This is a genomic window from Gryllotalpicola daejeonensis (genome assembly GCF_039538145.1).
GTDB classification, from domain to species: Bacteria; Actinomycetota; Actinomycetes; order Actinomycetales; family Microbacteriaceae; genus Gryllotalpicola; species Gryllotalpicola daejeonensis.
In genome coordinates, this window is the sequence record NZ_BAABBV010000002.1 from 399,822 (window position 1) to 420,598 (window position 20,777).

The window sequence follows — 20,777 nt, forward strand, 5'->3', positions numbered from 1 at the left end:
ACTTCTACACAGCGTCGAAGCCGACGGCGATGCGGTCGACGAGCTCTTCGCGCTCCTCGATCGGCAGGAACGCGGCGGCGGCGGCGTTGAGCTGGAAGGTCTCGAGGTCGTCGAGGCGATACGCGAACGCGTCGGACAGCAGCGACAGCTCGCGTGTGAGGCTCGTGCCGCTCATCAGGCGGTTGTCGGTGTTGACCGTGACGCGGAAGCCGAGCTGGTAGAGCAGGTCGAAGGGGTGGTCGGCCATCGTCGTGCCCCAGCGCTCGACCGCGCCGGTCTGCAGGTTCGAGGTCGGGCTCGTCTCAAGGGCGATCTCGCGGTCCTTCACCCACTGGCTCAACAGGCCGAGAGAGACATACGTGTTCTCGTCGTCCTGCCGCTCGATCAGCAGGTCCTCGGCGAGCCGCACGCCGTGGCCCAGGCGCAGCGCGCGGCCGTCGAGCAGCGCCGAGCGGATCGACTCGAGCCCGTCGGCCTCGCCGGCGTGCACGGTGACGGGGAACCACTCGGCCGCGAGGTAGTCGAACGCGGCGCGCATGGTCGAGGCCGGGAAGCCGGACTCTGGCCCCGCCGTGTCGAAGCCGACGACGCCGGAGTCCCGGTGGCGCACCGCCAGCTGGGCGATCTCGATGGCGCGGCCCGGGTTCTGCCGCATGCTCGACAGCAGCTGCCCGATGCGGATGTAGCCGCCGGCCGCCTCGATCTGCGCGACCGCCTGGTCGATGCCGGACTGCACGGCCTCGACCGCCTGGTCGAGGGTGAGCCCGCGCGACAGGTGCTGCTCGGGCGCCCAGCGGATCTCGCCGTAGACGACGCCGTCGGCGTGCAGGTCCTCGACGAACTCGCGGGCGACGCGCGCGAGCGCCCCTGCCGTCTGCATGACGCCGACGGTCACGTCAAAGGTCTTCAGGTACTCGACCAGGCTGCCGGCTTCGGCGCGGCTCTCGAACCAGGTCTGCAGCTGCGCGGCATCCGTCGCCGGAATCTCGAGCCCGAGCTCGTCGGCCAGCTCGATGATCGTCTGCGGGCGCAGGCCGCCGTCCAGGTGGTCGTGCAGGCTCACCTTGGGCAGCGCGTTGATGCTGACGCCCTCGAGCAGGTATTCGCGGTCGGGTGCGCTCATGAGTTCGCGCCGATGCGTTCCACCACGAGTGGCGAGTGCGTGTGATCGGATGCTTCGCCGATCGCCCACGCCCCGTCGAGCGCCTCGAGCGCCCGCTCGAACCGCGCCGCGTCGTCGGCGGCGAGCGTGAAGAGCGGCTGCCCTGCCGCGACGGTGTCGCCCGGCTTCGCGTGCAGCTCGATGCCCGCGGCGTGCACCACCGGGTCCTCCTGCCGGGCGCGGCCGGCGCCGAGCCGCCAGGCGGCGATGCCGAACGCGAGGGCGTCCTGCTTGGTGAGCACCCCGGCTTCGGGCGCTGTGACCGTGTGCGTCTCGCGCGGCTCGGGCAGAGCGGCGTCGGGGTCGCCGCCCTGGGCGGTGACGAAGGCGCGCCACTGGTCCATCGCGCGGCCGTCCTTCAGCGCGGCCTCGACGTCGGCGTCGGGCTGCCCGGCGAGCGTGAGCATCTCGCGCGCGAGCGCCACGGTCAGCTCGACGACGTCGGCGGGGCCGCCCCCGGCGAGCACCTCGACGGACTCGCGCACCTCGTTGGCGTTGCCGATCGTGAGACCGAGCGGCACGTTCATGTCGGTGAGCAGCGCAGAGGTCGCGACCCCCGCATCCGTGCCGAGCTCGACCATCGTCTGCGCGAGCTCGCGCGCCTTCGCGAAGTCCTTCATGAAGGCGCCGGAGCCGAACTTCACGTCGAGCACCAGCACCCCGGTGCCCTCCGCGATCTTCTTGCTCATGATCGATGAGGCGATCAGCGGGATCGCCTCGACCGTGCCCGTCGTGTCGCGCAGCGCGTAGAGCTTCTTGTCCGCCGGGGCGAGGCCGGCGCCCGCTGCGCAGATGACGCCGCTCACGGGGCCGGCGAGCTGCGCGAACACCTCCTCGTTGGTGAGCGAGGCGCGCCACCCGGGGATCGACTCGAGCTTGTCGAGCGTGCCGCCCGTGTGGCCGAGGCCGCGGCCCGAGAGCTGCGGCACCGCGACGCCGAAGCATGCCACAAGCGGCATGAGCGGCAGCGTGATCTTGTCGCCGACGCCGCCGGTGGAGTGCTTGTCGGCGGTCGGCTTCCCCAAGCCCGAGAAGTCGAGGCGCTCGCCAGAGGCGACCATCGCCATCGTCAGGTCGCGGATCTCCTGCCGGGTCATGCCGTTCAGCAGAATCGCCATCGCGAGCGCCGACATCTGCGAGTCGGCGACGTAGTCGCGGGTGTACGCCTCGACCAGCCACTGGATCTGCGGCGTCGTGAGCGTGCCGCGGTCCCGCTTGGCGGCGATCAGGTCAACGGCATCGAACGGTTCGACCGCCATCAGTCTTCGTACTCCTTCAGGGTGCGCGGCCCGAAAGCATCCGGCAGCACCTCATCGATGGTCTTCACACCCGACACGGTCTCGAGAAGCATGCCAGGGGCGGAATGCTCGAACAGCAGCTGGCGGCAGCGCCCGCACGGCATCAGCACCGCGCCGTGCCCGTCGACGCAGGTGAACGCGACGAGCTTGCCGCCGCCGCTCATCACCAGATCCGAGACGAGCGAGCACTCGGCGCACAGTGTCACGCCGTACGACGCGTTCTCGATGTTCGCGCCCCGCACCGTGCGCCCGTCGTCGACGATCGCGGCCGCCCCGACGGGGAAGCGCGAGTACGGCGAGTAACTGAGGCGCATGGCATCCGTCGCGATCGCGCGCAGCGCGTCCCAATCAGCGGCGCCGGATGCCGTTCGAGACGCGTCGCTCACTGGCCGTGCGCCATCGTCAGGACTTGACATACGGCTTCCCGTCCGCGGCGGGGGCTCGCGACTGCCCGACGAGGCCGGCCACGGCGAAGATCGTCACGAGGTACGGCAGCATCAGCAGGAACTCGCTGGGCACGGGCGAGCCGATGATGCCGAGCGTGTTCTGCAGGTTCGTCGCGAAGCCGAACAGCAGGGCGGCGAGCGTCGCGCGGATCGGGTCCCAGCGGCCGAAGATGACGGCGGCGAGGGCGATGTAGCCCTGGCCGGCGGTCATCTCCTTGGTGAAGATGCCGACGGAACCCAGCGTGAAGAACGCGCCGCCGAGACCGGCGATGGCGCCCGCGAGCGAGACGTTCCAGAACCGCGTGCTGTTGACGTTGATGCCCACGGTGTCGGCCGCCTGCGGGTGCTCGCCGACCGCCCGTACGCGCAGGCCCCACTTGGTGTGGAACAGCCCGAACCACACGCCCGCGACGGCGACGTAGGCGATGTAGACGATGATCGAGTGGTCGAAGAGCACGGGGCCGATGACGGGGATCTGCGCGAGCCCCGGAATCGGCAGGTCGGGCAGGGTGAGGCGCCGGTTCAGGTGCTCGGGGTCGGCGGCGAGGATCTTGGTGTAGCCGAAGTTCGTGAGGCCCGTGACGAGCACGTTGATCACGACGCCGACGATGACCTGGTCGACGAGGTACTTGATCGCGAACGCGGCGAGGATGAACGCGACGAGCACGCCGGCGACGGCGGCCGCGATGAGCCCGAGGGTCATCGAGCCCGTCGCCGAGGCGATCAACGCAGAGCAGAAGGCGCCGCCGAGCAGCTGGCCCTCGATCGCGACGTTGACGACGCCCGCGCGCTCGCCGATGACGCCGCCGAGGGCGCCGAAGACGAGCGGAACCGACAGTGTCACGGCGCCGAGCAGCAGCGAGGTGACGGGTAGCGGGTGGTCGCCCTGTGCGGCCCAGGCGAGGAATCCGACCATGAAGACGACGGCGAACAGCGCGGTGAACCACAGGGGCACGCGGATGCCGCGCGCGACGGCCGCCCAGCTGAGCAGCGCCATCACGACCGTGACGATCGCGAGGCCGATTCCGACGGGGGCGGACTGCACCGTGAGGTCGGGAATGCGGAAGAAGTCGTCGCTCTGGCTGAACCGGAACTGCGTGTGGCCCGAGCGCGCGAAGACGATGAACAGCACGACGGCGCCGAGGGCGAAGACGCTGAGCGCGATCGGCACCTTCCAGCTGCGCACCTCGACCTTCTCGAGGACGATGGGCGCCGCGTCGGGCACGTGAGCGGTGGCGGTGGTCAAGGCTCAGGCCTCCTTCGTGGCGGCGGCGGTGGCTGGGCGGCGCGGGCGGGGCGCCGTTCCCGGCTTCGGCAGGCCGAAGATGGCCCGCACGAGCGGCGGCGCCGCGATGAACAGCACGATGAGCGACTGCACGATGAGCACGATGTCGATCGGGATGTCATTGGCCGCCTGCATGAGGTAACCACCCGACTTCAGGGCGCCGAACAGCAGGCCGGCGATGAACACGCCGAGGGGGCGCGAGCGGCCGAGCAGCGCGACGGTGATCGCGTCGAACCCGAGGCCTGCGTCGAAGCCCGACGAGAACCCGCCAGGTGTGGTCGCGAGCACCTGGTTGACGCCGGCGAGCCCGACGAATCCGCCCGCGATCGACATGCCGTAGATGTACATGCGCTCGACTCCGATGCCCGCGGTGCGCGCGGCGCTCGGGTTCTCGCCGACGGCGCGGAAGCGGAAGCCGAGGTTCGAGCGGTTCATCAGCCACCAGTAGGCGAAGGCGGCCGCGATCGCGAGCACGAACGCCCACGTCACCGTGTAGCGCACGCCGAACAGCGCAGGCAGCTGCGCCGCGTGCGGGATCGCCGGCGACTTCGGGTTGTTGCTGCCCGGCGCCTGCAGCGCGCCGGGGGTGCGCAGCAGGAAGGAGATCAGATAGAACGCGACGTAGTTGAGCATGATCGTGACGATCACCTCGTGCGCGCCCGTCTGCGCCTTGAGCCAGCCGACGATGCCGGCCCACACCGCGCCGCCCACGACGCCGGCGACGATCGCGACGATCAGCGCCCACGGGAACGGCATCGGGAACGACCACGCGACCCAGCCGGCGAGCGCGCCGCCGATCAGGATCTGGCCCTGGCCGCCGATGTTGAACAGGCCGATGCGGAAGGCGAGCGCGATGCCGAGACCGCCGAAGATCAGCGGGGTTGCGGCGCTCAGCGTGTTCATGAGCGGCTGGATGCCGGTGGCGAAGGTGAAGGCGCCGGTGTTGAAGATCGCGCCCTGGAACAGCGAGGTGTAGGCGCCCCCGACGGCGGTCCAGATCGCCTGGAAGGTGTCGGTGGGCCGCGCGAAGAAGTATCCGGCGGCCTTCTGCACCCCGGGGTCGGTCAGCGCGATCAGCACCGCGCCGACGACGAGCGCGAGCAGCACGGCGAGCACCGAGATGACGACGCTGCCGCCCATGATGTCGCGCAGCGCCTGCTGGCCGCGCGTCGTCACCTGCCGCTCGGGCGGCGGCGTCTGACTGGGGGCGACGGATGCCTGCTCAGGCGCGTCGACCGTCGGCTCGGTCTCTGGCGTCGAATCGCTCATCAGGCGGCCTCCCCCGCGGTCTCGGGCGTCTCGCCCGCCATCATCAGGCCGAGCACCTCGCGCGGGGTGTCGCCCGGCACGATTCCGACGATCCCGCCGCGGTACATCACGGCGATGCGGTCGGCCAGCGCCACGACCTCGTCGAGCTCGGTGGACACCACGATGACGGGCACGCCCTCGTCGCGGGTCGCGACGATGCGCTTGTGCACGAACTCGATCGAGCCGACGTCGAGGCCGCGGGTCGGCTGCGCGGCGACGAGCAGCCGCAGCTCGCGCGAGAGCTCGCGGGCGAGCACGACCTTCTGCTGGTTGCCGCCCGAGAGTCGCCCCACGTGGGTCTGGATCGACTGCGCGCGCACGTCGAACTCCTTCACCTTCTCTTCGGCGAAGGCGTTCAGCACCTTGGTCTGCAGGTTGGCGCCCTTCACGAACGGGGCGCCCGACGAGCGGTTCAGCATGAGGTTCTCGGCGATCGTGAATTCGCCGACGAGGCCGTCTTCGTTGCGGTCCTCCGGAACGAAGCCGACGCCGGCGTCGAGCACCTGGCGCACGCCCTTTCCGACGAGCTGCGTGCCGTCGAGGGTGATCGACCCGTCCACCTTGGCCTGCAGCCCGAGCAGCGCCTCGGTGAGCTCGGTCTGGCCGTTGCCCTGCACCCCGGCGATGGCGAGGATCTCGCCCTGGCGCACCTCGAAGCTCACGTCGTTCACGACCTTCTGGCCGAGGGCGTCGAGCACGGTCAGGTGGTCGACGACCAGCGCGGCATCCGCCGGCTTCGCCGGGTCCTTCTGCACCGTGAGCTCGACCGCGCGGCCGACCATCAGCGACGCGAGCTCCGAGTTGCTCGCGGTGGGCGACGCCTCGCCGACGACCTTCCCGAGGCGGATGACGGTGATGCGGTCGGCGACCTCGCGCACCTCGCGCAGCTTGTGGGTGATGAAGACGATGCCCGTGCCCTGCTCTTTGAGCTGGCGCATGATGCCCATCAGCTCATCGGTCTCCTGCGGGGTGAGCACGGCGGTGGGCTCGTCGAACACGAGCACCTTGGCGTCTCGGCTGAGCGCCTTGATGATCTCGACGCGCTGCTGCACGCCGACGGGAAGCTCTTCGACGATCGCGTCGGGGTCGACGTCGAAGCCGAACCGCTGCGAGATCTCGCGCACCTTCGCGCGGGCGGCGGCGAGGTCGAGGCGCCCGAGCCCCTTCGTCTGCTCGTGGCCGAGCATCACGTTCTCGGCGACGGTGAACACCGGAATGAGCATGAAGTGCTGGTGCACCATGCCGATGCCCGCCTTCATCGCGTCACCGGGGCCGGCGAAGTGCTGGACTTCGTCGTCGAGCAGGATCTCGCCCTCGTCGGCCTGGTACAGGCCGTAGAGCACGTTCATCAGCGTCGACTTGCCTGCGCCGTTCTCGCCGAGAAGGCAGTGCACCTCACCCGGCTCGACGGTGAGCGAGATGTGGTCGTTGGCGGTGAGGCTTCCGAAGCGCTTGGTGATACCGCGCAATTCGAGCTTCATACGGGAAACGCTACCTTTCCGCCCGGGGTCAGGGCGACAGATAGAAGCGGCCGGCCGGGGAGGTCGTCCCCGGCCGGCCGCTGCGGACTCACGAGATCAGGACTTGGGGCTCGCGGGCGACGTGACCGTGATCGATCCGTCGATGATGCCCTGCTTGATCTTGTCGATCTCTCCCTGCAGCCCAGGGTCGACCTTGCTCTCGAAGTCGTGGAACGGGGCGAGGCCCACGCCGTCGTTCTTGAGCGTGCCGACGTACGGCGTGTTGGAGAACTTGCCGTCAGCCGCCGCCTTCACGACCGCCTGCACCGACGGGTCGATGCCCTTCTGCACCGAGGTGAGCAGGATGCTGCGCACCGACGGGTCGGTGTTGTAGACGTCGGCGTCGACGCCGATCATGGCGATCGACTTGCCGGAGTTCTTGATCGCGGTCGCGGCCGACTGGTAGATCGGGCCGCCGACCGGCATGATCACGTCGGCGTTCTGGTCGATGATGCCCTGCGCCACCTGCTGCGCGGAGTCGTTCGCGTCGAAGCCCCCCGTGAAGGAGCCCTTCTGGCTCTGCACGTTCCAGCCGACGACCTTGACGTCCTTGTTCTTCTGCTTGTTGTAGTACGCGACGCCGTCCGCGAAGCCGTCCATGAAGATGGTGACGGTCGGGATCTGCATGCCGCCGAAGGTGCCGACGGTGCCGGTCTTCGAGTAGCTCGCCGCGGCGTAGCCGCCGAGGAACGCGGCCTGAGCCGTGTCGAAGATGATCGGCTGCACGTTGTCGGCCTTGATCGAGTTGTCGTCGATGATCGCGAACTTGGTGTCGGGGTTCTGCGCGGCGGCCGCCTTGGTCGCGTCGGCGAGGTTGAACCCGACGGTGATGATCAGGTTGCAGTTCTGCGACACCATGCTGGTGATGTTCGGCTGGTAGTCCGCGTCGGTCTTCGACTCGGCCTTCTTGTAGTCCACGCCGAGCGACTTGGACGCGCTGACGAGGCCGTTGAAGCCGAGCTCATTGAACGAGTGGTCGTCGAAGCCGCCGGAGTCGGAGATCATGCAGGGCAGGAAATCCTTCTTCGCGCTGGTCGCGCCGTCACCGGAGTCGGACGGGGCCTGAGCGCAACCGGCGAGCAGCGCCACGCCGCTCGCCACGGCGATCGCCGCGACGATCGCCTTACGTGCTGTGTTCTTCACTATTTCCCTCCACAGGAATTGCAGGGTGCCGCGCGCGTGTGCATGCATGAGGCACCACAGAAAGCTAACCGACCCGCGGGGGTGCTTTTCGCCAATCCTGCGGTTCTTAATGCGGCCGTTACATCCTGCCGCTCAGAGTACGTCCGTCGAGCCCGACAGCTTGAGCGCGTCGACGACCGACTTCACCCGCTGCGCGTTCTCGGTGGTCGTCACCAGCAGCGCGTCAGGGGTGTCCACCACGACGATGTCTTTCACGCCGATCAGGCTGATGACGCGCTTCTGCTGGCTGACGACGATCCCGCTCGAGGCATCCGCCAGCACGCGCGCGTTCTCACCCAGGATCGCGAGGTCCGCCTTCCGGCCGCCCGAATTGATCTTGGCGAGCGAGGCGAAGTCGCCCACGTCGTTCCAGCGGAACAGACCGGGCACGACGGCCATGCGCCCCTCTGCCGCCGCGGGCTCGGCCACCGAGTAGTCGATCGCGACCTTCTCGAGCCGCGGCCAGACGCGGTCGACGGCCGGCCCGCGGGCCGCGGGATCGTCCCACGCGGCGGCGAGCTCGCGCAGCTGCGCGAGCAGCTGGGGCTTCGTCCTGCCGAGGGCCTCGAGCAGCGTGTCCGCCCGCGAGATGAACATGCTCGCGTTCCAGAGGTACCCGCCGTCGCGCAGATAGCCGCGGGCGGTCGGGAGGTCGGGCTTCTCGACGAAGGACTCGACCGCATGCGCGCTCGGTGCGCCGTCGACGCCCAGTGCCTCGGCCTGCTTGATGTAGCCGAAGCCGATCGCCGGCTCGGTGGGCTTGATGCCGATGGTCGCGATGTAGCCCGCGTCCGCGACCGCGACCGCCTCGCGCACGGCGCTCTCGAACAGCGGCAGGTGGCTGATGATGTGGTCGGCCGCGAACGAGCCGATGATCACGTCGGGCTCGCGGCGCTCGAGGATGGCGGCCGCGAGGCAGATCGCGACCGTCGAGTCGCGCGGGTCCGCCTCGAGCACGATGTTCGCGTCGCGCAGCTCGGGCAGCTGGTCTTCGACCGCCGCACGGTGGGCGCGCCCCGTGACGACCATGATGCGGTGCGCGCCGGCGAGCGGCACCAACCGGTCCCAGGTGTCGCGCAACAGACTGTGGCCGCTTCCGCTCAAGTCGTGCAGGAACTTCGGCGCCTCGGCGCGCGACAGCGGCCAGAGCCGCGAACCCACGCCGCCGGCGGGGATCACGGCGTGAAAGCGTGAGAGGGCCTCGGAGCTCGCCATGCCGCTCAGCCTAGGGCGAGGCAGGGTGGCCGGGAAGTTACACCGGTGTGCTTCCGGGGTTCACAGCCGGTTCACCGTGCCGCCACGACGGCTTCTTAACTTCAGAACCATGCGGGTAGCTGTGGTCAGCGAGAGCTTTCTTCCCACCGTCAACGGCGTCACCACGAGCGTCTGCCGGGTCCTCGAACAGCTCGCCGCAGCGGGCCACGAGGCGATGGTGATCTGCCCCGCGGCACCCAAGGTGCCGACCGACTACGCGGGCTTCCCGGTGCACACCGTGCCGGCCATGGCGTACCGCCAGTTCCCCGTCGGCCTGCCGAACCCCCAGGTCGCCCGGCTGCTGGCCGACTTCCGCCCCGACGTGCTGCACGCGGCGAGCCCCTTCCTGCTCGGGGCGCAGGCCATCGCCGCTGCGAATCGGCTCGGCGTGGCATCCGTTGCGATCTATCAGACGGATGTCGCAGGCTTCGCGCGCCGCAATCGACTCGGTCTCGCCGCGAATGCGGTGTGGCGCCTGCTGCGCTGGGTGCACGACGGCGCGACGCTCACGCTCGCCCCCTCGACGTCGTCGATCGCCGACCTCGAGGCCGCCGGCTTCGACCGGCTCGACCGCTGGGGGCGCGGGGTCGACCTCGAGCGCTACCACCCCAACAACCGCACCTCGCCGCTCGCCCGCCGCTATCGCGACTTCCTCGCCCCGCGCGGCGAGGTCGTCGTCGGCTACATCGGCCGCATCGCGCCAGAGAAGCAGGTCGAGCGGCTGCGCTGCCTGCGCGGCATCCCCGGCATGCGCCTCGCGATCGTCGGGGACGGGCCCGCGATGCCGGGCGTGCAGAAGGCACTGCGGCCCCTGCCGGTGACGTACCTCGGCCGGCTCGCCGGCGAAGAGCTCGCCGCCGCCTATGCGGCGCTCGACGTCTTCGTGCACACCGGAGAAGAGGAGACCTTCGGGCAGACCGTGCAGGAGGCGCACGCCTCGGGCCTGCCTGTCGTCGCGCCGGCCGCGGGCGGCCCGCTCGACCTCGTCGAGTACGGAGTCGACGGCTACCTGTTCCGCGACGACTACGAGCTGCGCAACCAGGTGCGGGCGCTCGTGGGCGATGGGGCTCTGCGGCTGCGCATGGGCGAGGCCGGGCGCCGGGCGGTTCTGGACCGGTCCTGGCCCGAGATCTGCGGCGAGCTGTTCGCGCATTACGAGGCGGCGATCGCCGACGTCCGTACCGCCGCGAGCGTGTCGGTCTAGACCCGCAGAGCCGACACAGCGGCCCGCGTGGGCGGTGCATAGCCTGCGGGGGTACTGTCAAGGGTTGGCACGCGCCACGCGTGCTTCCTTGAGCCGGGGAGGTGCATGCACATGGCCCAGCGCAGACTTCGCGTCTTGCCGCCGATGCCGTTCGTAGGACGTCGAAATGCCACCTCGAGTCCGTCGGCGCCGAGCACGGCGCCCACCCCCGCGCGCCCCAGCCGCCGCACGATCGTCGACTCGGCGATCTACCTCGACGGCATCCGCGTGGCATCGCCCACCTCGCTCGCCGACACCTTCCGCGCGCTGCATGACACGCCGGGCGGCATGGCCTGGATCGGGCTGTACCGTCCGTCGCAGGCGGAGATCCACTCGCTCGCCGAGGAGTTCGACCTGCACGAGCTCGCGGTCGAAGACGCGATCGCGGCGCATCAGCGCCCCAAGCTCGAGCGCTACGACGACACGCTGTTCGTGGTGCTGCGCGCGGCCGACTACCTCGACGTGCCCGAAGAGGTCGCGTTCGGCGAGCTGCACCTCTTCGTCGGCCCGAACTTCGTGATCACGGTGCGCCACAGCGAGTCGCCCGACCTGTCGCACGTGCGCCGCCGCATGGAAGCCGACCCCGAGCTGCTCGCGATGGGCACACAGGCCGTGCTGTTCGCGATCATCGACACGGTCGTCGACGAGTACGCGCCCGTCGTCGCCGGTCTCGCCAACGACATCGACGAGATCGAGACGCAGGTGTTCGACAGCCTCGACGCCAACGTGTCGCGGCGCATCTACGAGCTGTCGAGCGAGGTGATCGACTTCCAGCGGGCGATCCACCCGCTCGCGACCGTGGTCGACAACCTGCAGGCCGGCGCCGAGAAGTATCACGTGAACGAAGAGCTCGAGCGCAACCTGCGCGACGTCGCCGACCACCTGACCGTCGTCAACGAGCGGGTCGACGGGTTCCGGTCGATGCTGCGCGACATCCTCACCGTCAATGCGACGCTCGTGAGCGAGCGGCAGAACGCGCGCATGCAGGCGCTCTCAGAGCTCAGCCATCAGCAGGGCGAGGACACGAAGAGGATCTCGGCATGGGCGGCGATCCTCTTCGCGCCGACGCTGATCGCGAGCATCTACGGCATGAACTTCGTCGACATCCCCGAGTTGCACTGGGCACTCGGCTACCCGTTCGCGGTGCTGCTCATGGTCGCGCTCGGGCTCGGGCTGTACTTCTGGTTCCGCCGCAGAAACTGGCTCTGATCGGTGGGGATTTGTCTCGACATCGAGATAAATTAGGGTGGCCTTACTGACGGGCGCGCAGGCACCCGGCCTAGACTGAGACCGCAGAAACGGATGCATCGCAGCATCCGTTCGCACAGCCAGGGAGGGTTGTCCGTGTCAAGCCAGACGATCGATGCCCCCAAGCCGAGGCCCTCTCGGCTGGGCGGAACGCTGTATCGGGGCCGCGAGGGAATGTGGTCCTGGGTGCTTCACCGCATCACCGGCGTCGCGATCTTCTTCTTCCTGCTGGTGCACGTGCTCGACTCGGTCGTGCTGAACATCTCGCCTGAGGCATACAACGCCGTCATCGGCACCTACAAGAACCCGCTGCTCGGCCTCGGCGAGGCCGCGCTCGTCGCCGCCATCTGCTTCCACGCCGTCAACGGCCTGCGCATCATCGCGGTCGACCTGTGGGCCTGGGCGACGCGCCACCAGCGCCTGCTGTTCTGGATCGTCATCGTCCTCTGGGTGGTCCTGATGGCGGGCTTCCTGCCGATCCAGCTGCACAACGTCTTCACGGAGCCGAGCCACTCATGACCCTCATCGACGCACCGCGCACCCCCCAGACCCCGATCCGCAAGAAGAGCCGGACCAACTGGGAGAAGTGGGGCTGGATGTACATGCGGATCTCGGGCGTCGTGCTCGTGGTCCTGATCTTCGGCCACCTCTTCGTGAACCTCGTGCAGGGCGACGGCATCAAGGCCGTCGACTGGGCGTTCGTCGCCGGCAAGTGGGCCTCGCCGTTCTGGCGCATCTGGGACGGCCTGATGCTGTGGCTCGCCCTCATCCACGGCGGCAACGGCATGCGCACGCTGGTGAACGACTACGCGCACAACCCGACCGTCAACCGGGTGCTCAAGTGGGGCATCCTGCTCGCCGTCGTCATCCTGCTCATCCTCGGCACCTACACGGTCACGGCCTTCGACCCGTGCCCCACCGACCCCACGCTGAGCTTCTGCAAGTAGAGAATCGAATAGAGAACGAGAACGTGACCGACGCACAAGCCACCAACGCTGAGACCGTCGCAGGCGGAGTCCACTACCACCAGTTCGACATCGTGATCATCGGCGCTGGGGGCGCCGGCATGCGCGCCGCGATCGCCGCTGCGGAGGAATCCCAGGGCACCGACGTCACCGTCGGCGTGATCACCAAGCTGTACCCGACGCGCTCGCACACGGGCGCCGCGCAGGGCGGCATGGCCGCCGCCCTCGCGAACGTCGAAGAGGACAACGCCGAGTGGCACACGTACGACACGATCAAGGGCGGCGACTACCTGGTCGACCAGGATGCCGCGCAGATCCTCGCCAAAGAGGCGATCGACGCGGTCATCGACCTCGAGAACATGGGGCTGCCGTTCAACCGCACCCCTGAGGGCAAGATCGACCAGCGCCGCTTCGGCGGTCACACCCGCGACCACGGCAAGTCACCGGTGCGCCGCGCGTGCTACGCCGCCGACCGCACGGGCCACATGATCCTGCAGACGCTGTTCCAGAACTGCGTCAAGTACGGCGTCAACTTCTTCAACGAGTACTACGCACTCGACCTGCTCTACACCGACGGCAAGGTCTCGGGCGTCGTCGCCTACGAGCTCGCCTCCGGTGAGCTGCACGTCTTCCACGCCAAGGCCGTGATCTTCGCCACCGGCGGCTTCGGCAAGATGTTCAAGACAACGTCGAACGCCCACACCCTGACCGGCGACGGCGTCGGCATGGTCTGGCGCCGCGGCCTGCCCCTCGAGGACATGGAGTTCTTCCAGTTCCACCCGACCGGCCTGGCCGGCCTCGGCATCCTGCTCACCGAGGGCGCGCGCGGTGAGGGCGCGATCCTGCGCAACGCGAGCGGCGAGCGCTTCATGGAGCGCTACGCGCCGACCATCAAGGACCTCGCTCCGCGCGACATCGTCGCGCGCTGCATGGTGCAGGAGGTGCGCGAGGGCCGGGGCGCCGGCCCGAACAAGGACTACGTGCTGCTCGACTGCACGCACCTCGGCGCCGAGATCCTCGAGACGAAGCTGCCCGACATCACCGAGTTCGCCCGCCTGTACCTCGGCATCGACCCCGTGGTCGAGCCGGTGCCGGTGATGCCGACCGCGCACTACGCGATGGGCGGCATCCCGACCAACAACAACGCCGAGGTGCTGCGCGACAACACGACGCCGGTGCCCGGGCTGTATGCCGCGGGCGAGTGCGCCTGCGTGTCGGTGCACGGCTCGAACCGCCTCGGCACCAACTCGCTGCTCGACATCAACGTCTTCGGCAAGCGCGCCGGCCAGAACGCGGTCGCGTATGTGCAGGGCGTCGACTACACGCCACTGCCCGAGAACCCGGCGGCGGGCGTGCAGAGCCTGGTGGCCCAGGTCAAGGCCGCGAACGGGTCAGAGAGCATCGCCGTGCTGCGGAAGACCCTGCAGGAGAACATGGACGACAAGGCGCAGGTGTACCGCACGGCGGACTCGCTGCGCGAGATGCTGCACATCATCCACGACCTGCGCCAGCGCTATAAGAACATCGGCATCCACGACCGTGGCGCCCGCTTCAACACCGACCTGCTCGAGGCGATCGAGCTCGGCTTCCTGCTCGACCTCGCCGAGGTCGTCGTGTATTCGGCCATGAACCGCGAGGAATCCCGCGGCGGCCACATGCGCGAGGACTTCCAGAAGCGCGACGACGAGAACTGGATGAAGCACACGATGGCCTACCTGACCGGCGACGCGACGTCACCCGACCCTGAGGACCACATCAAGCTCGACTACAAGCCCGTGGTCTTCGTCAAGGGCGACGACGGCGAGCTGCTCTACCCGCCGATGGAGAGGAAGTACTGATGTCGACTGCAACCGAGACCCCCGCGGCGGCACCGGCCGTCGATGTCATGACGGCCACCATCATCATCCGCCGCTACAACCCCGAGACCGACAGCGAGCCGCGCTGGGTCGACTACGACGTCGAGGTGTACTCGACCGACCGCGTGCTCGACGTGCTGCACAAGATCAAGTGGGAGCAGGACGGCTCGCTCGCGTTCCGCCGCTCGTGCGCGCACGGTGTCTGCGGCTCAGACGCGATGCGCATCAATGGCCGCAACCGGCTCGCCTGCAAGACCCTGCTGAAGGACCTCGACCTGTCGAAGCCGGTGTACGTCGAGGCGATCAAGGGCCTGCCGCTCGAGAAGGACCTCATCGTCAACATGGACCCGTTCTTCGAGTCCTTCCGCGAGGTGCAGCCCTTCCTGCAGTCGCACTCGGCGCCCCCGGAGGGCAAGGAGCGCCTGCAGTCGGCCGCCGACCGCGAGCGCTTCGACGACACCACCAAGTGCATCCTGTGCGCGGCGTGCACGTCGTCGTGCCCGGTCTTCTGGACCGACGGGCAGTACTTCGGCCCCGCCGCGATCGTCAACGCGCACCGCTTCATCTTCGACTCGCGTGATGACGAGTCCCAGGTGCGCCTCGACATCCTCAACGACAAAGAGGGGGTGTGGCGCTGCCGCACGACCTTCAACTGCACCGAGGCGTGCCCGCGCGGCATCCAGATCACCCAGGCGATCGCCGAGGTGAAGCAGGCCGTGATCCGCGGCCGCCGCTGACCGGCCGCCGGCGACCGATCGAATCGTCGCCACTTTCTGCGCCCTCGCGAACCGAGGTCACCGCAGAAGGTGGCGACGATTACGTTGTGCCCTTACGCTCAGCCCCATGGCGCTCATCTCGTCCGGCTTCCTCGGCCGGCGCCGCAGCGATCCGTCGCTGCCTCCCGGTCAGTATCTGACCGACAGCTTCCCGGTGCTCTCGGCCGGCCCCACCCCGCGAATCCCGCTCGAGCAGTGGACGTTCACGCTCGATCTCGGCCGCGGAGAGAAACGCGTCTGGAACTGGGACGAGTTCATGGCGCTGCCGCAGGAGGAGATCACGACAGACATCCACTGCGTCACGAGCTGGTCGAAGCTCGGCACGACCTGGCGCGGCGTCGCCATCGACACGCTGTTCGAGGGCGTCGACCACGAGTTCGGGTTCACGATGGCGCACTCCTACGGCGGCTACACGACGAACGTGCCGCTCGCCGACCTGCTCGGCGGCAAGGCGTGGGTCGCGTGGGAGTTCGACGGCAAGCCGCTCGCGCCCGAGCACGGCGGGCCGGCCCGCCTGCTCGTGCCGCACCTGTACTTCTGGAAGTCGGCGAAGTGGGTGAGCGGCCTCGAGCTGATCCCGAACGACCAGCCCGGGTTCTGGGAGTCGAATGGCTACCACCTGCGCGGCGACCCCTGGCTCGAGCAGCGCTACTGGTGAGCGACGAAGAGCTGCACCGCGTCGCGAACACGTGGCGCGTCGCCGACGTGGTCGGCGCGCATTTCGAGACGGATGCTTCGCGCGACGGCGCCGCCCGCACGCTGCGCTTGCGCGCCCCTGGCCTCGGCACCGAGCTCGCGGGCCAGCACATCGACATCCGCCTGACGGCCCCCGACGGCTACACGGCGCAGCGGTCGTACTCGCTGGCCTCGGCGGAGGGCGGCGACGAGGCGGAGATCACGGTCGAGGAGCTCGCCGACGGCGAGGTCTCGCCCTACCTCGTGCGGGGTGTGCAGCCGGGCGACCAGCTCGAGGTGCGCGGGCCGGTCGGCGGCTGGTTCGTGTGGCGCCCCGAGGATCCCTCCCCCGTGGTTCTGATCGCTGGCGGCTCCGGCATCGTGCCGCTCATGGCGATGGCTCGGCGGCACCGCGCGCTCGCCAGCCCCGTGCCGTTCACCCTGCTGTACTCGGTGCGCTCCCCCGACCGCGTGATCTTCCACGACGAGCTGCACGAGCTCGCCGCCGACACCCGGGCGCCCTTCGAGCTCATGCTGTTCTATACCCGCGAGGCGCCGCCCGAGACGACGCGTGCGCCAGGCCGGCTCACCCGCGAAGAGGTCGCCATGGCGGCGATGGACGAGGACGTGCGGTTCTTCATCTGCGGGCCGACCGCGTTCGTCGAGACCGTCGCGAACCGCGTGATCGACGACGGCTTCGACCCCGACCGCATCAAGACCGAGCGCTTCGGCGGCTGAGCTCAGCCTCGACGACCGCGCGTGCCTCGGCGGCCGAGCGCGCGCCGACGGCCAGCGCCGCGAGCTCGCGCGCCTCGGCGAGCGTATGCGCACCGAGCTCGGCGCGCACCTCCCCCAGCAGCGCGGGCGACATCGACAGCTCGGTCGCCCCGAGCCCTACGAGCACCACGGCCAGCAGCGGGTCGCCCGCCGCCTCGCCACACACCCCGACCGGAACCCCGGCCTCGGCCCCCGCCTGCCCCACGAGACGCACGAGCCGCAGCACCGCCGGGTGCCACGGGTCCTGGTAGGCGGCGACGGTGCCCAGCATCCGATCGGCCGCCAAGGCGTACTGCGTCAGGTCGTTCGTGCCGATCGAGATGAAGTCGACGAGCGGCGCGAGCTGGTCGGCGAGCACGGCCGACGACGGCACCTCTGCCGTGATGCCGACCGACGCGATGCCGAACGAGCGGGCGAGCGCCACGAAGTACTCGGTCTCGTCGGCGTCGGCGACCATCGGCGCCATGACGGCGAGTTCGACGCCGGTCTGGTCGCGCGCGGCGACGAGCGCCTCGAGCTGATCGCGCAGCACGCCTTCGTGCTCGCGCAGCGCCCGCAGGCCGCGGCGGCCGAGCGCGGGGTTCTCCTCATGCTCGTGGCCGAGGAACGCCAGCTGCTTGTCCGCGCCGGTGTCGAGCACGCGCACGATCACGCGGCGGCCGGCGAACGGGCGGAACGCCTCGGCATAGTGCGCCGTCTGCGCCTCGACCGATGGGGCCGCCTGCGACTCGAGGTAGAGGAACTCGGTGCGCAGCAGGCCGACGCCCTCCGCCCCCAAGGCGACCGCGGCTGGGGCATCCGTCGCGTCGCCCAGGTTCGCGAGCAGCGGCACCCGCGTGCCGTCCGCGAGCGCACCCGGCGTCGGCGCACAGGGCGCGGCGGCCACGGATCCGCGGGCGCGCGCTCCGTCGACTTCCGCGATGCTCGGGTCGGCGACCACGAGGCCGGCAGGCGCGTCGACGACCACCACCTGGCCGTCGGCGAGTCCGCCGCAGCCGGCCGCGCCGACGATCGCGGGCAGGCGCCGCTGCTTGGCGAGGATCGCGGTGTGCGACGTCGGGCCGCCCGCCTCCGTCACGATGGCGAGCACCTTGTCGAGGTCGAGCGCCGCCGTGTCGGCAGGCGCGAGATCGTGGGCCACCAGAACAAAGGGGCGATCGGATGCCGGCACCTCAGGCACCCCGACGCCGGAGAGGCGGGCGACCGTGCGCCGGCAGACATCATCGAGGTCGGCGGCGCGCTCGGCCATCAGCCCGCCCATGCCCTCGAGCATGCGGCGGTACGCCCCGAACGCGTCGAACACGGCGCGCTCCGCGCTCTGGCCGGCCTCGATGCGGGCGGCCGCGTCGTCGATGACGGTGGGATCCTGTGCCATGAGGGACTGGGCCTCGAGCACGTCGCGGGCGTCGCCGTCGACGAGAGCCGCCCGGGCGGCGAGCTCCGCCGCGGTCTCGGCGAGGGCGGCGAGCAGGCGGGCGCGCTCGGCCGCGGCGTCCCCGGTGCGCGGCGAATCCACCGGCTCCGCGATCGGCTCAGCCATGCGCAACACGGCGCCGACAGCGATGCCGCGGCCCACGCCGATACCGGTGATGCGCATAGCCCTCCTTCGGCCACCCAGCCTAACCGCGCGTGCGCCACGCGGTCGCCCGAGCCCCGATCGGCTTCCGACCACAGCACAATGAGGGCATGACCGAGCGCGACTCGCCCGCAACCGCGGTGGAGCAGGTCAAAGAGGTCGTCGACCGCGCGCAGCGGTTGCGCCTCGCGCGCGTGTTCCAGCACTACACCGACTCCAACGGGCCGCTGCTCGCGGCGGGCATGGCCTATCAGTCGCTGTTCGCGCTCTTCGCCGCCGTGTGGGTCGGCTTCTCGATCGCGGGCATCTGGGTGCGGTCGAACGAGCTGCTCTACGACCAGCTGATCAGGCTCGTGAACCAGGCCGTGCCGAACCTCATCGGCGACGGCGGTGCCATCTCGACCAGAACGCTCGACGCCGCCAATCTGGCGCTGACCTACACCGCGGTCATTGCGTTCGCGGCACTCGTGTGGACCGCGCTCGGGTGGCTGTCGTCGACGCGCACGGCGATCCGGACGATCTTCGGGGTCGGCAACGACAAGCGGAACTTCTTCGTGCAGCGCTCGATCGACGCCGTGCAGGCGGTCGGGTTCGGCGTGGGCCTGATCGTCTCCGCCCTGATCGCGCTGATCACCACGCAGCTGCTCGAGCTGATCCTGCTTCAGCTGGGCGTCGACCGGGCGTCGCCGCTATCGCAGCTCGGGGTCTATTCGGTCACCGTGTTCGTCTCGCTGCTGATCAACTTCGGCACGCTGGCGGCGATGTACCGGCTGCTGTCGCGCCTGTACATCCCGTGGCGCAACCTGTTCGTCGGCTCGGCCATCGGCGCAGTCGCGCTCTCCGTGCTGAGCCAGGCGAGCAGCTACCTGCTGCGGGGCGCCTCGCGGAACCCGGCGCTCGCGGGTTTCGCGGTGTTCGTCGCACTGCTCCTGTGGTTCAACTTCGTCTGCCAGGTGATCCTGATCGCCGCATCCTGGATCGCCGTCGGCATGGAGGATCGCGGCCTCTCCGCCCGCCGCCTGTCTGCCGAGGAGGCCGCGCAGGAGCGCCTGCGCGAGGAGTACCAGCGCGACCTCGAAGAGGCCCGGCGCGCGGTGCGCACCGCGAACGAGGTCTATGAGCGGGTCACGGGTTGGCGGCGCAGGCGCCAGGCGCGCCGCCTGCTGCTGCGTGCGTTGCGTCACCTGCGGGTCGTGACGGCGAACGACCCCGATCGCAGGCAGAAGAGGCGACCGGATGCCTGACCCCAGACGGCATCGTCGGTGTCAGACGCCCCGGCTAGGCTTTTGCCATGGCGAAATCGACCCCTTTGCGCATCGCATCGGTCAATGTGAACGGCATCCGCGCGGCGTACCGCAAGGGCATGGGCGACTGGGTGAACAGCCGGGGCGCCGACATCATCGCCATTCAAGAAGTGCGAGCGACGGTCGACGACCTCTCGGCGCTGCTCGGGCCCGAGTGGAACATCCTGCACGACGAGGCCACCGCCAAGGGCCGCGCGGGGGTCGCACTGGCGAGCCGGCGGAAGGCCGAGATCCACCGCGTGACCTTCGGGGACGACGACTTCGACTCGGCGGGCCGCTGGCTCGAGGCCGACTACAACGTCGACGGCACGATCGTGACCGTGGTCTCGACCTACGTGCACTCCGGCGAGGCCGATACCCCGAAGCAGGTCGAGAAGTACAAGTTCCTCGACGCTCTCATGAAGCGGCTGCCCGAGCTGCGCGAGCACAACCCGCTGTCGGTGTTCATGGGCGACCTCAACGTCGGCCACCGCACGCTCGACATCAAGAACTGGAAGGGCAACGTGAAGCGCGCCGGCTTCCTGCCCAAGGAGCGCGAGTACTTCGACAAGATCTTCGGCGCAGAAGACGAAGAGGGCTACAACACGGGGAAGGCCGGCCTCGGCTGGATCGATCTCGGCCGCAAGTTCTCGGGCGAGGTCGAGGGTCCGTACACGTGGTGGTCGAACCGCGGGCAGGCGTTCGACAACGACACGGGCTGGCGCATCGACTACCAGGTGGCGACGCCCGAGCTGGCCGCGAAGGCCACCTCGTACGCCGTCGACCGTTACCCGAGCTACGACGCGCGCTGGTCAGACCACGCGCCGATCGTCGTCGACTACCAGCTGTAGAGCATCTCTTTCGCGCGCGAGCTGCACCAGGCATCCGCTCGCCGCATGTGAATCACCGGAACGCAAGGAACC

General features: G+C 69.5%; 19 protein-coding genes. 10 read left to right on the plus strand and 9 right to left on the minus strand.

The window, feature by feature from the left end:
* Positions 1-4: 4 nt before the first annotated feature.
* From ABD736_RS14810 to ABD736_RS14845, 8 genes are all read right to left on the minus strand, one after another.
* Positions 5-1,123, minus strand: a complete 1,119-nt coding sequence (locus ABD736_RS14810) for an adenosine deaminase (protein ID WP_344792642.1) — start codon at positions 1,121-1,123, stop codon at positions 5-7.
* A complete protein-coding gene (locus tag ABD736_RS14815; RefSeq protein ID WP_344792644.1) occupies positions 1,120-2,421 on the minus strand; it encodes a thymidine phosphorylase in 1,302 nt (433 codons plus the stop codon). Before ABD736_RS14815 ends, ABD736_RS14810 begins: the two co-directional genes overlap by 4 nt.
* On the minus strand, positions 2,421-2,846 hold the full coding sequence (locus ABD736_RS14820; protein WP_344792645.1) for a cytidine deaminase: 426 nt from the start codon (positions 2,844-2,846) through the stop codon (positions 2,421-2,423). Before ABD736_RS14820 ends, ABD736_RS14815 begins: the two co-directional genes overlap by 1 nt.
* 16 nt (positions 2,847-2,862) lie before the next feature.
* On the minus strand, positions 2,863-4,152 hold the full coding sequence (locus ABD736_RS14825; protein WP_344792646.1) for an ABC transporter permease: 1,290 nt from the start codon (positions 4,150-4,152) through the stop codon (positions 2,863-2,865).
* 3 nt (positions 4,153-4,155) lie between these two features.
* On the minus strand, positions 4,156-5,460 hold the full coding sequence (locus ABD736_RS14830; RefSeq protein WP_344792647.1) for an ABC transporter permease: 1,305 nt from the start codon (positions 5,458-5,460) through the stop codon (positions 4,156-4,158).
* Entirely contained in the window at positions 5,460-6,980 is a 1,521-nt protein-coding gene (locus ABD736_RS14835) for an ABC transporter ATP-binding protein (protein ID WP_344792648.1), read from the minus strand. Before ABD736_RS14835 ends, ABD736_RS14830 begins: the two co-directional genes overlap by 1 nt.
* 96 nt (positions 6,981-7,076) lie before the next feature.
* Positions 7,077-8,162, minus strand: coding sequence for a BMP family lipoprotein (locus tag ABD736_RS14840; protein WP_344792649.1), 1,086 nt, complete (start codon positions 8,160-8,162; stop codon positions 7,077-7,079).
* A gap of 132 nt (positions 8,163-8,294) precedes the next feature.
* Positions 8,295-9,416: a mannose-1-phosphate guanylyltransferase gene (locus tag ABD736_RS14845; RefSeq protein WP_344792650.1), complete on the minus strand. Its 1,122-nt coding sequence runs from the start codon at positions 9,414-9,416 to the stop codon at positions 8,295-8,297.
* Positions 9,417-9,525: 109 nt separating this feature from the next.
* Between ABD736_RS14845 and ABD736_RS14850 the strand changes: the two genes are divergently transcribed.
* From ABD736_RS14850 to ABD736_RS14885, 8 genes are all read left to right on the plus strand, one after another.
* On the plus strand, positions 9,526-10,659 hold the full coding sequence (locus ABD736_RS14850) for a glycosyltransferase family 4 protein (protein WP_344792651.1): 1,134 nt from the start codon (positions 9,526-9,528) through the stop codon (positions 10,657-10,659).
* 111 nt (positions 10,660-10,770) lie between these two features.
* Positions 10,771-11,907 carry a magnesium and cobalt transport protein CorA gene (locus tag ABD736_RS14855; RefSeq protein ID WP_344792652.1) on the plus strand — a complete coding sequence of 379 codons (1,137 nt, stop codon included), beginning with the start codon at positions 10,771-10,773 and terminating at the stop codon, positions 11,905-11,907.
* Positions 11,908-12,042: 135 nt separating this feature from the next.
* Positions 12,043-12,465 carry a succinate dehydrogenase, cytochrome b556 subunit gene (sdhC, locus tag ABD736_RS14860; protein WP_344792653.1) on the plus strand — a complete coding sequence of 141 codons (423 nt, stop codon included), beginning with the start codon at positions 12,043-12,045 and terminating at the stop codon, positions 12,463-12,465.
* Positions 12,462-12,893, plus strand: coding sequence for a succinate dehydrogenase hydrophobic membrane anchor subunit (locus ABD736_RS14865; protein WP_344792654.1), 432 nt, complete (start codon positions 12,462-12,464; stop codon positions 12,891-12,893). Before sdhC ends, ABD736_RS14865 begins: the two co-directional genes overlap by 4 nt.
* 23 nt (positions 12,894-12,916) lie before the next feature.
* The gene (gene sdhA / locus ABD736_RS14870; RefSeq protein ID WP_344792655.1) at positions 12,917-14,749 is read left to right on the plus strand and encodes a succinate dehydrogenase flavoprotein subunit; all 1,833 of its coding nucleotides are present in this window, start codon (positions 12,917-12,919) and stop codon (positions 14,747-14,749) included.
* Entirely contained in the window at positions 14,749-15,504 is a 756-nt protein-coding gene (locus ABD736_RS14875) for a succinate dehydrogenase iron-sulfur subunit (RefSeq protein ID WP_344792656.1), read from the plus strand. The genes sdhA and ABD736_RS14875 overlap by 1 nt, the downstream gene beginning before the upstream one ends.
* Positions 15,505-15,610: 106 nt before the next feature.
* Entirely contained in the window at positions 15,611-16,201 is a 591-nt protein-coding gene (locus ABD736_RS14880; protein ID WP_344792657.1) for a sulfite oxidase-like oxidoreductase, read from the plus strand.
* Positions 16,198-16,956 (plus strand): ferredoxin reductase, encoded by a 759-nt coding sequence (locus ABD736_RS14885; RefSeq protein WP_344792658.1) that lies wholly within the window; start codon positions 16,198-16,200, stop codon positions 16,954-16,956. The genes ABD736_RS14880 and ABD736_RS14885 overlap by 4 nt, the downstream gene beginning before the upstream one ends.
* Here ABD736_RS14885 and ptsP read toward each other — a convergent pair.
* Positions 16,931-18,592 (minus strand): phosphoenolpyruvate--protein phosphotransferase, encoded by a 1,662-nt coding sequence (gene ptsP, locus ABD736_RS14890; RefSeq protein ID WP_344792659.1) that lies wholly within the window; start codon positions 18,590-18,592, stop codon positions 16,931-16,933. The two genes, ABD736_RS14885 and ptsP, sit on opposite strands and share 26 nt — an antisense overlap.
* An 89-nt stretch (positions 18,593-18,681) precedes the next feature.
* Between ptsP and ABD736_RS14895 the strand changes: the two genes are divergently transcribed.
* Together ABD736_RS14895 and ABD736_RS14900 are read left to right on the plus strand one after the other, a co-directional pair.
* Entirely contained in the window at positions 18,682-19,815 is a 1,134-nt protein-coding gene (locus tag ABD736_RS14895; protein ID WP_344792660.1) for a YihY/virulence factor BrkB family protein, read from the plus strand.
* Between the two features lie 47 nt (positions 19,816-19,862).
* The gene (locus ABD736_RS14900; protein ID WP_344792661.1) at positions 19,863-20,705 is read left to right on the plus strand and encodes an exodeoxyribonuclease III; all 843 of its coding nucleotides are present in this window, start codon (positions 19,863-19,865) and stop codon (positions 20,703-20,705) included.
* Positions 20,706-20,777 lie beyond the last annotated feature (72 nt).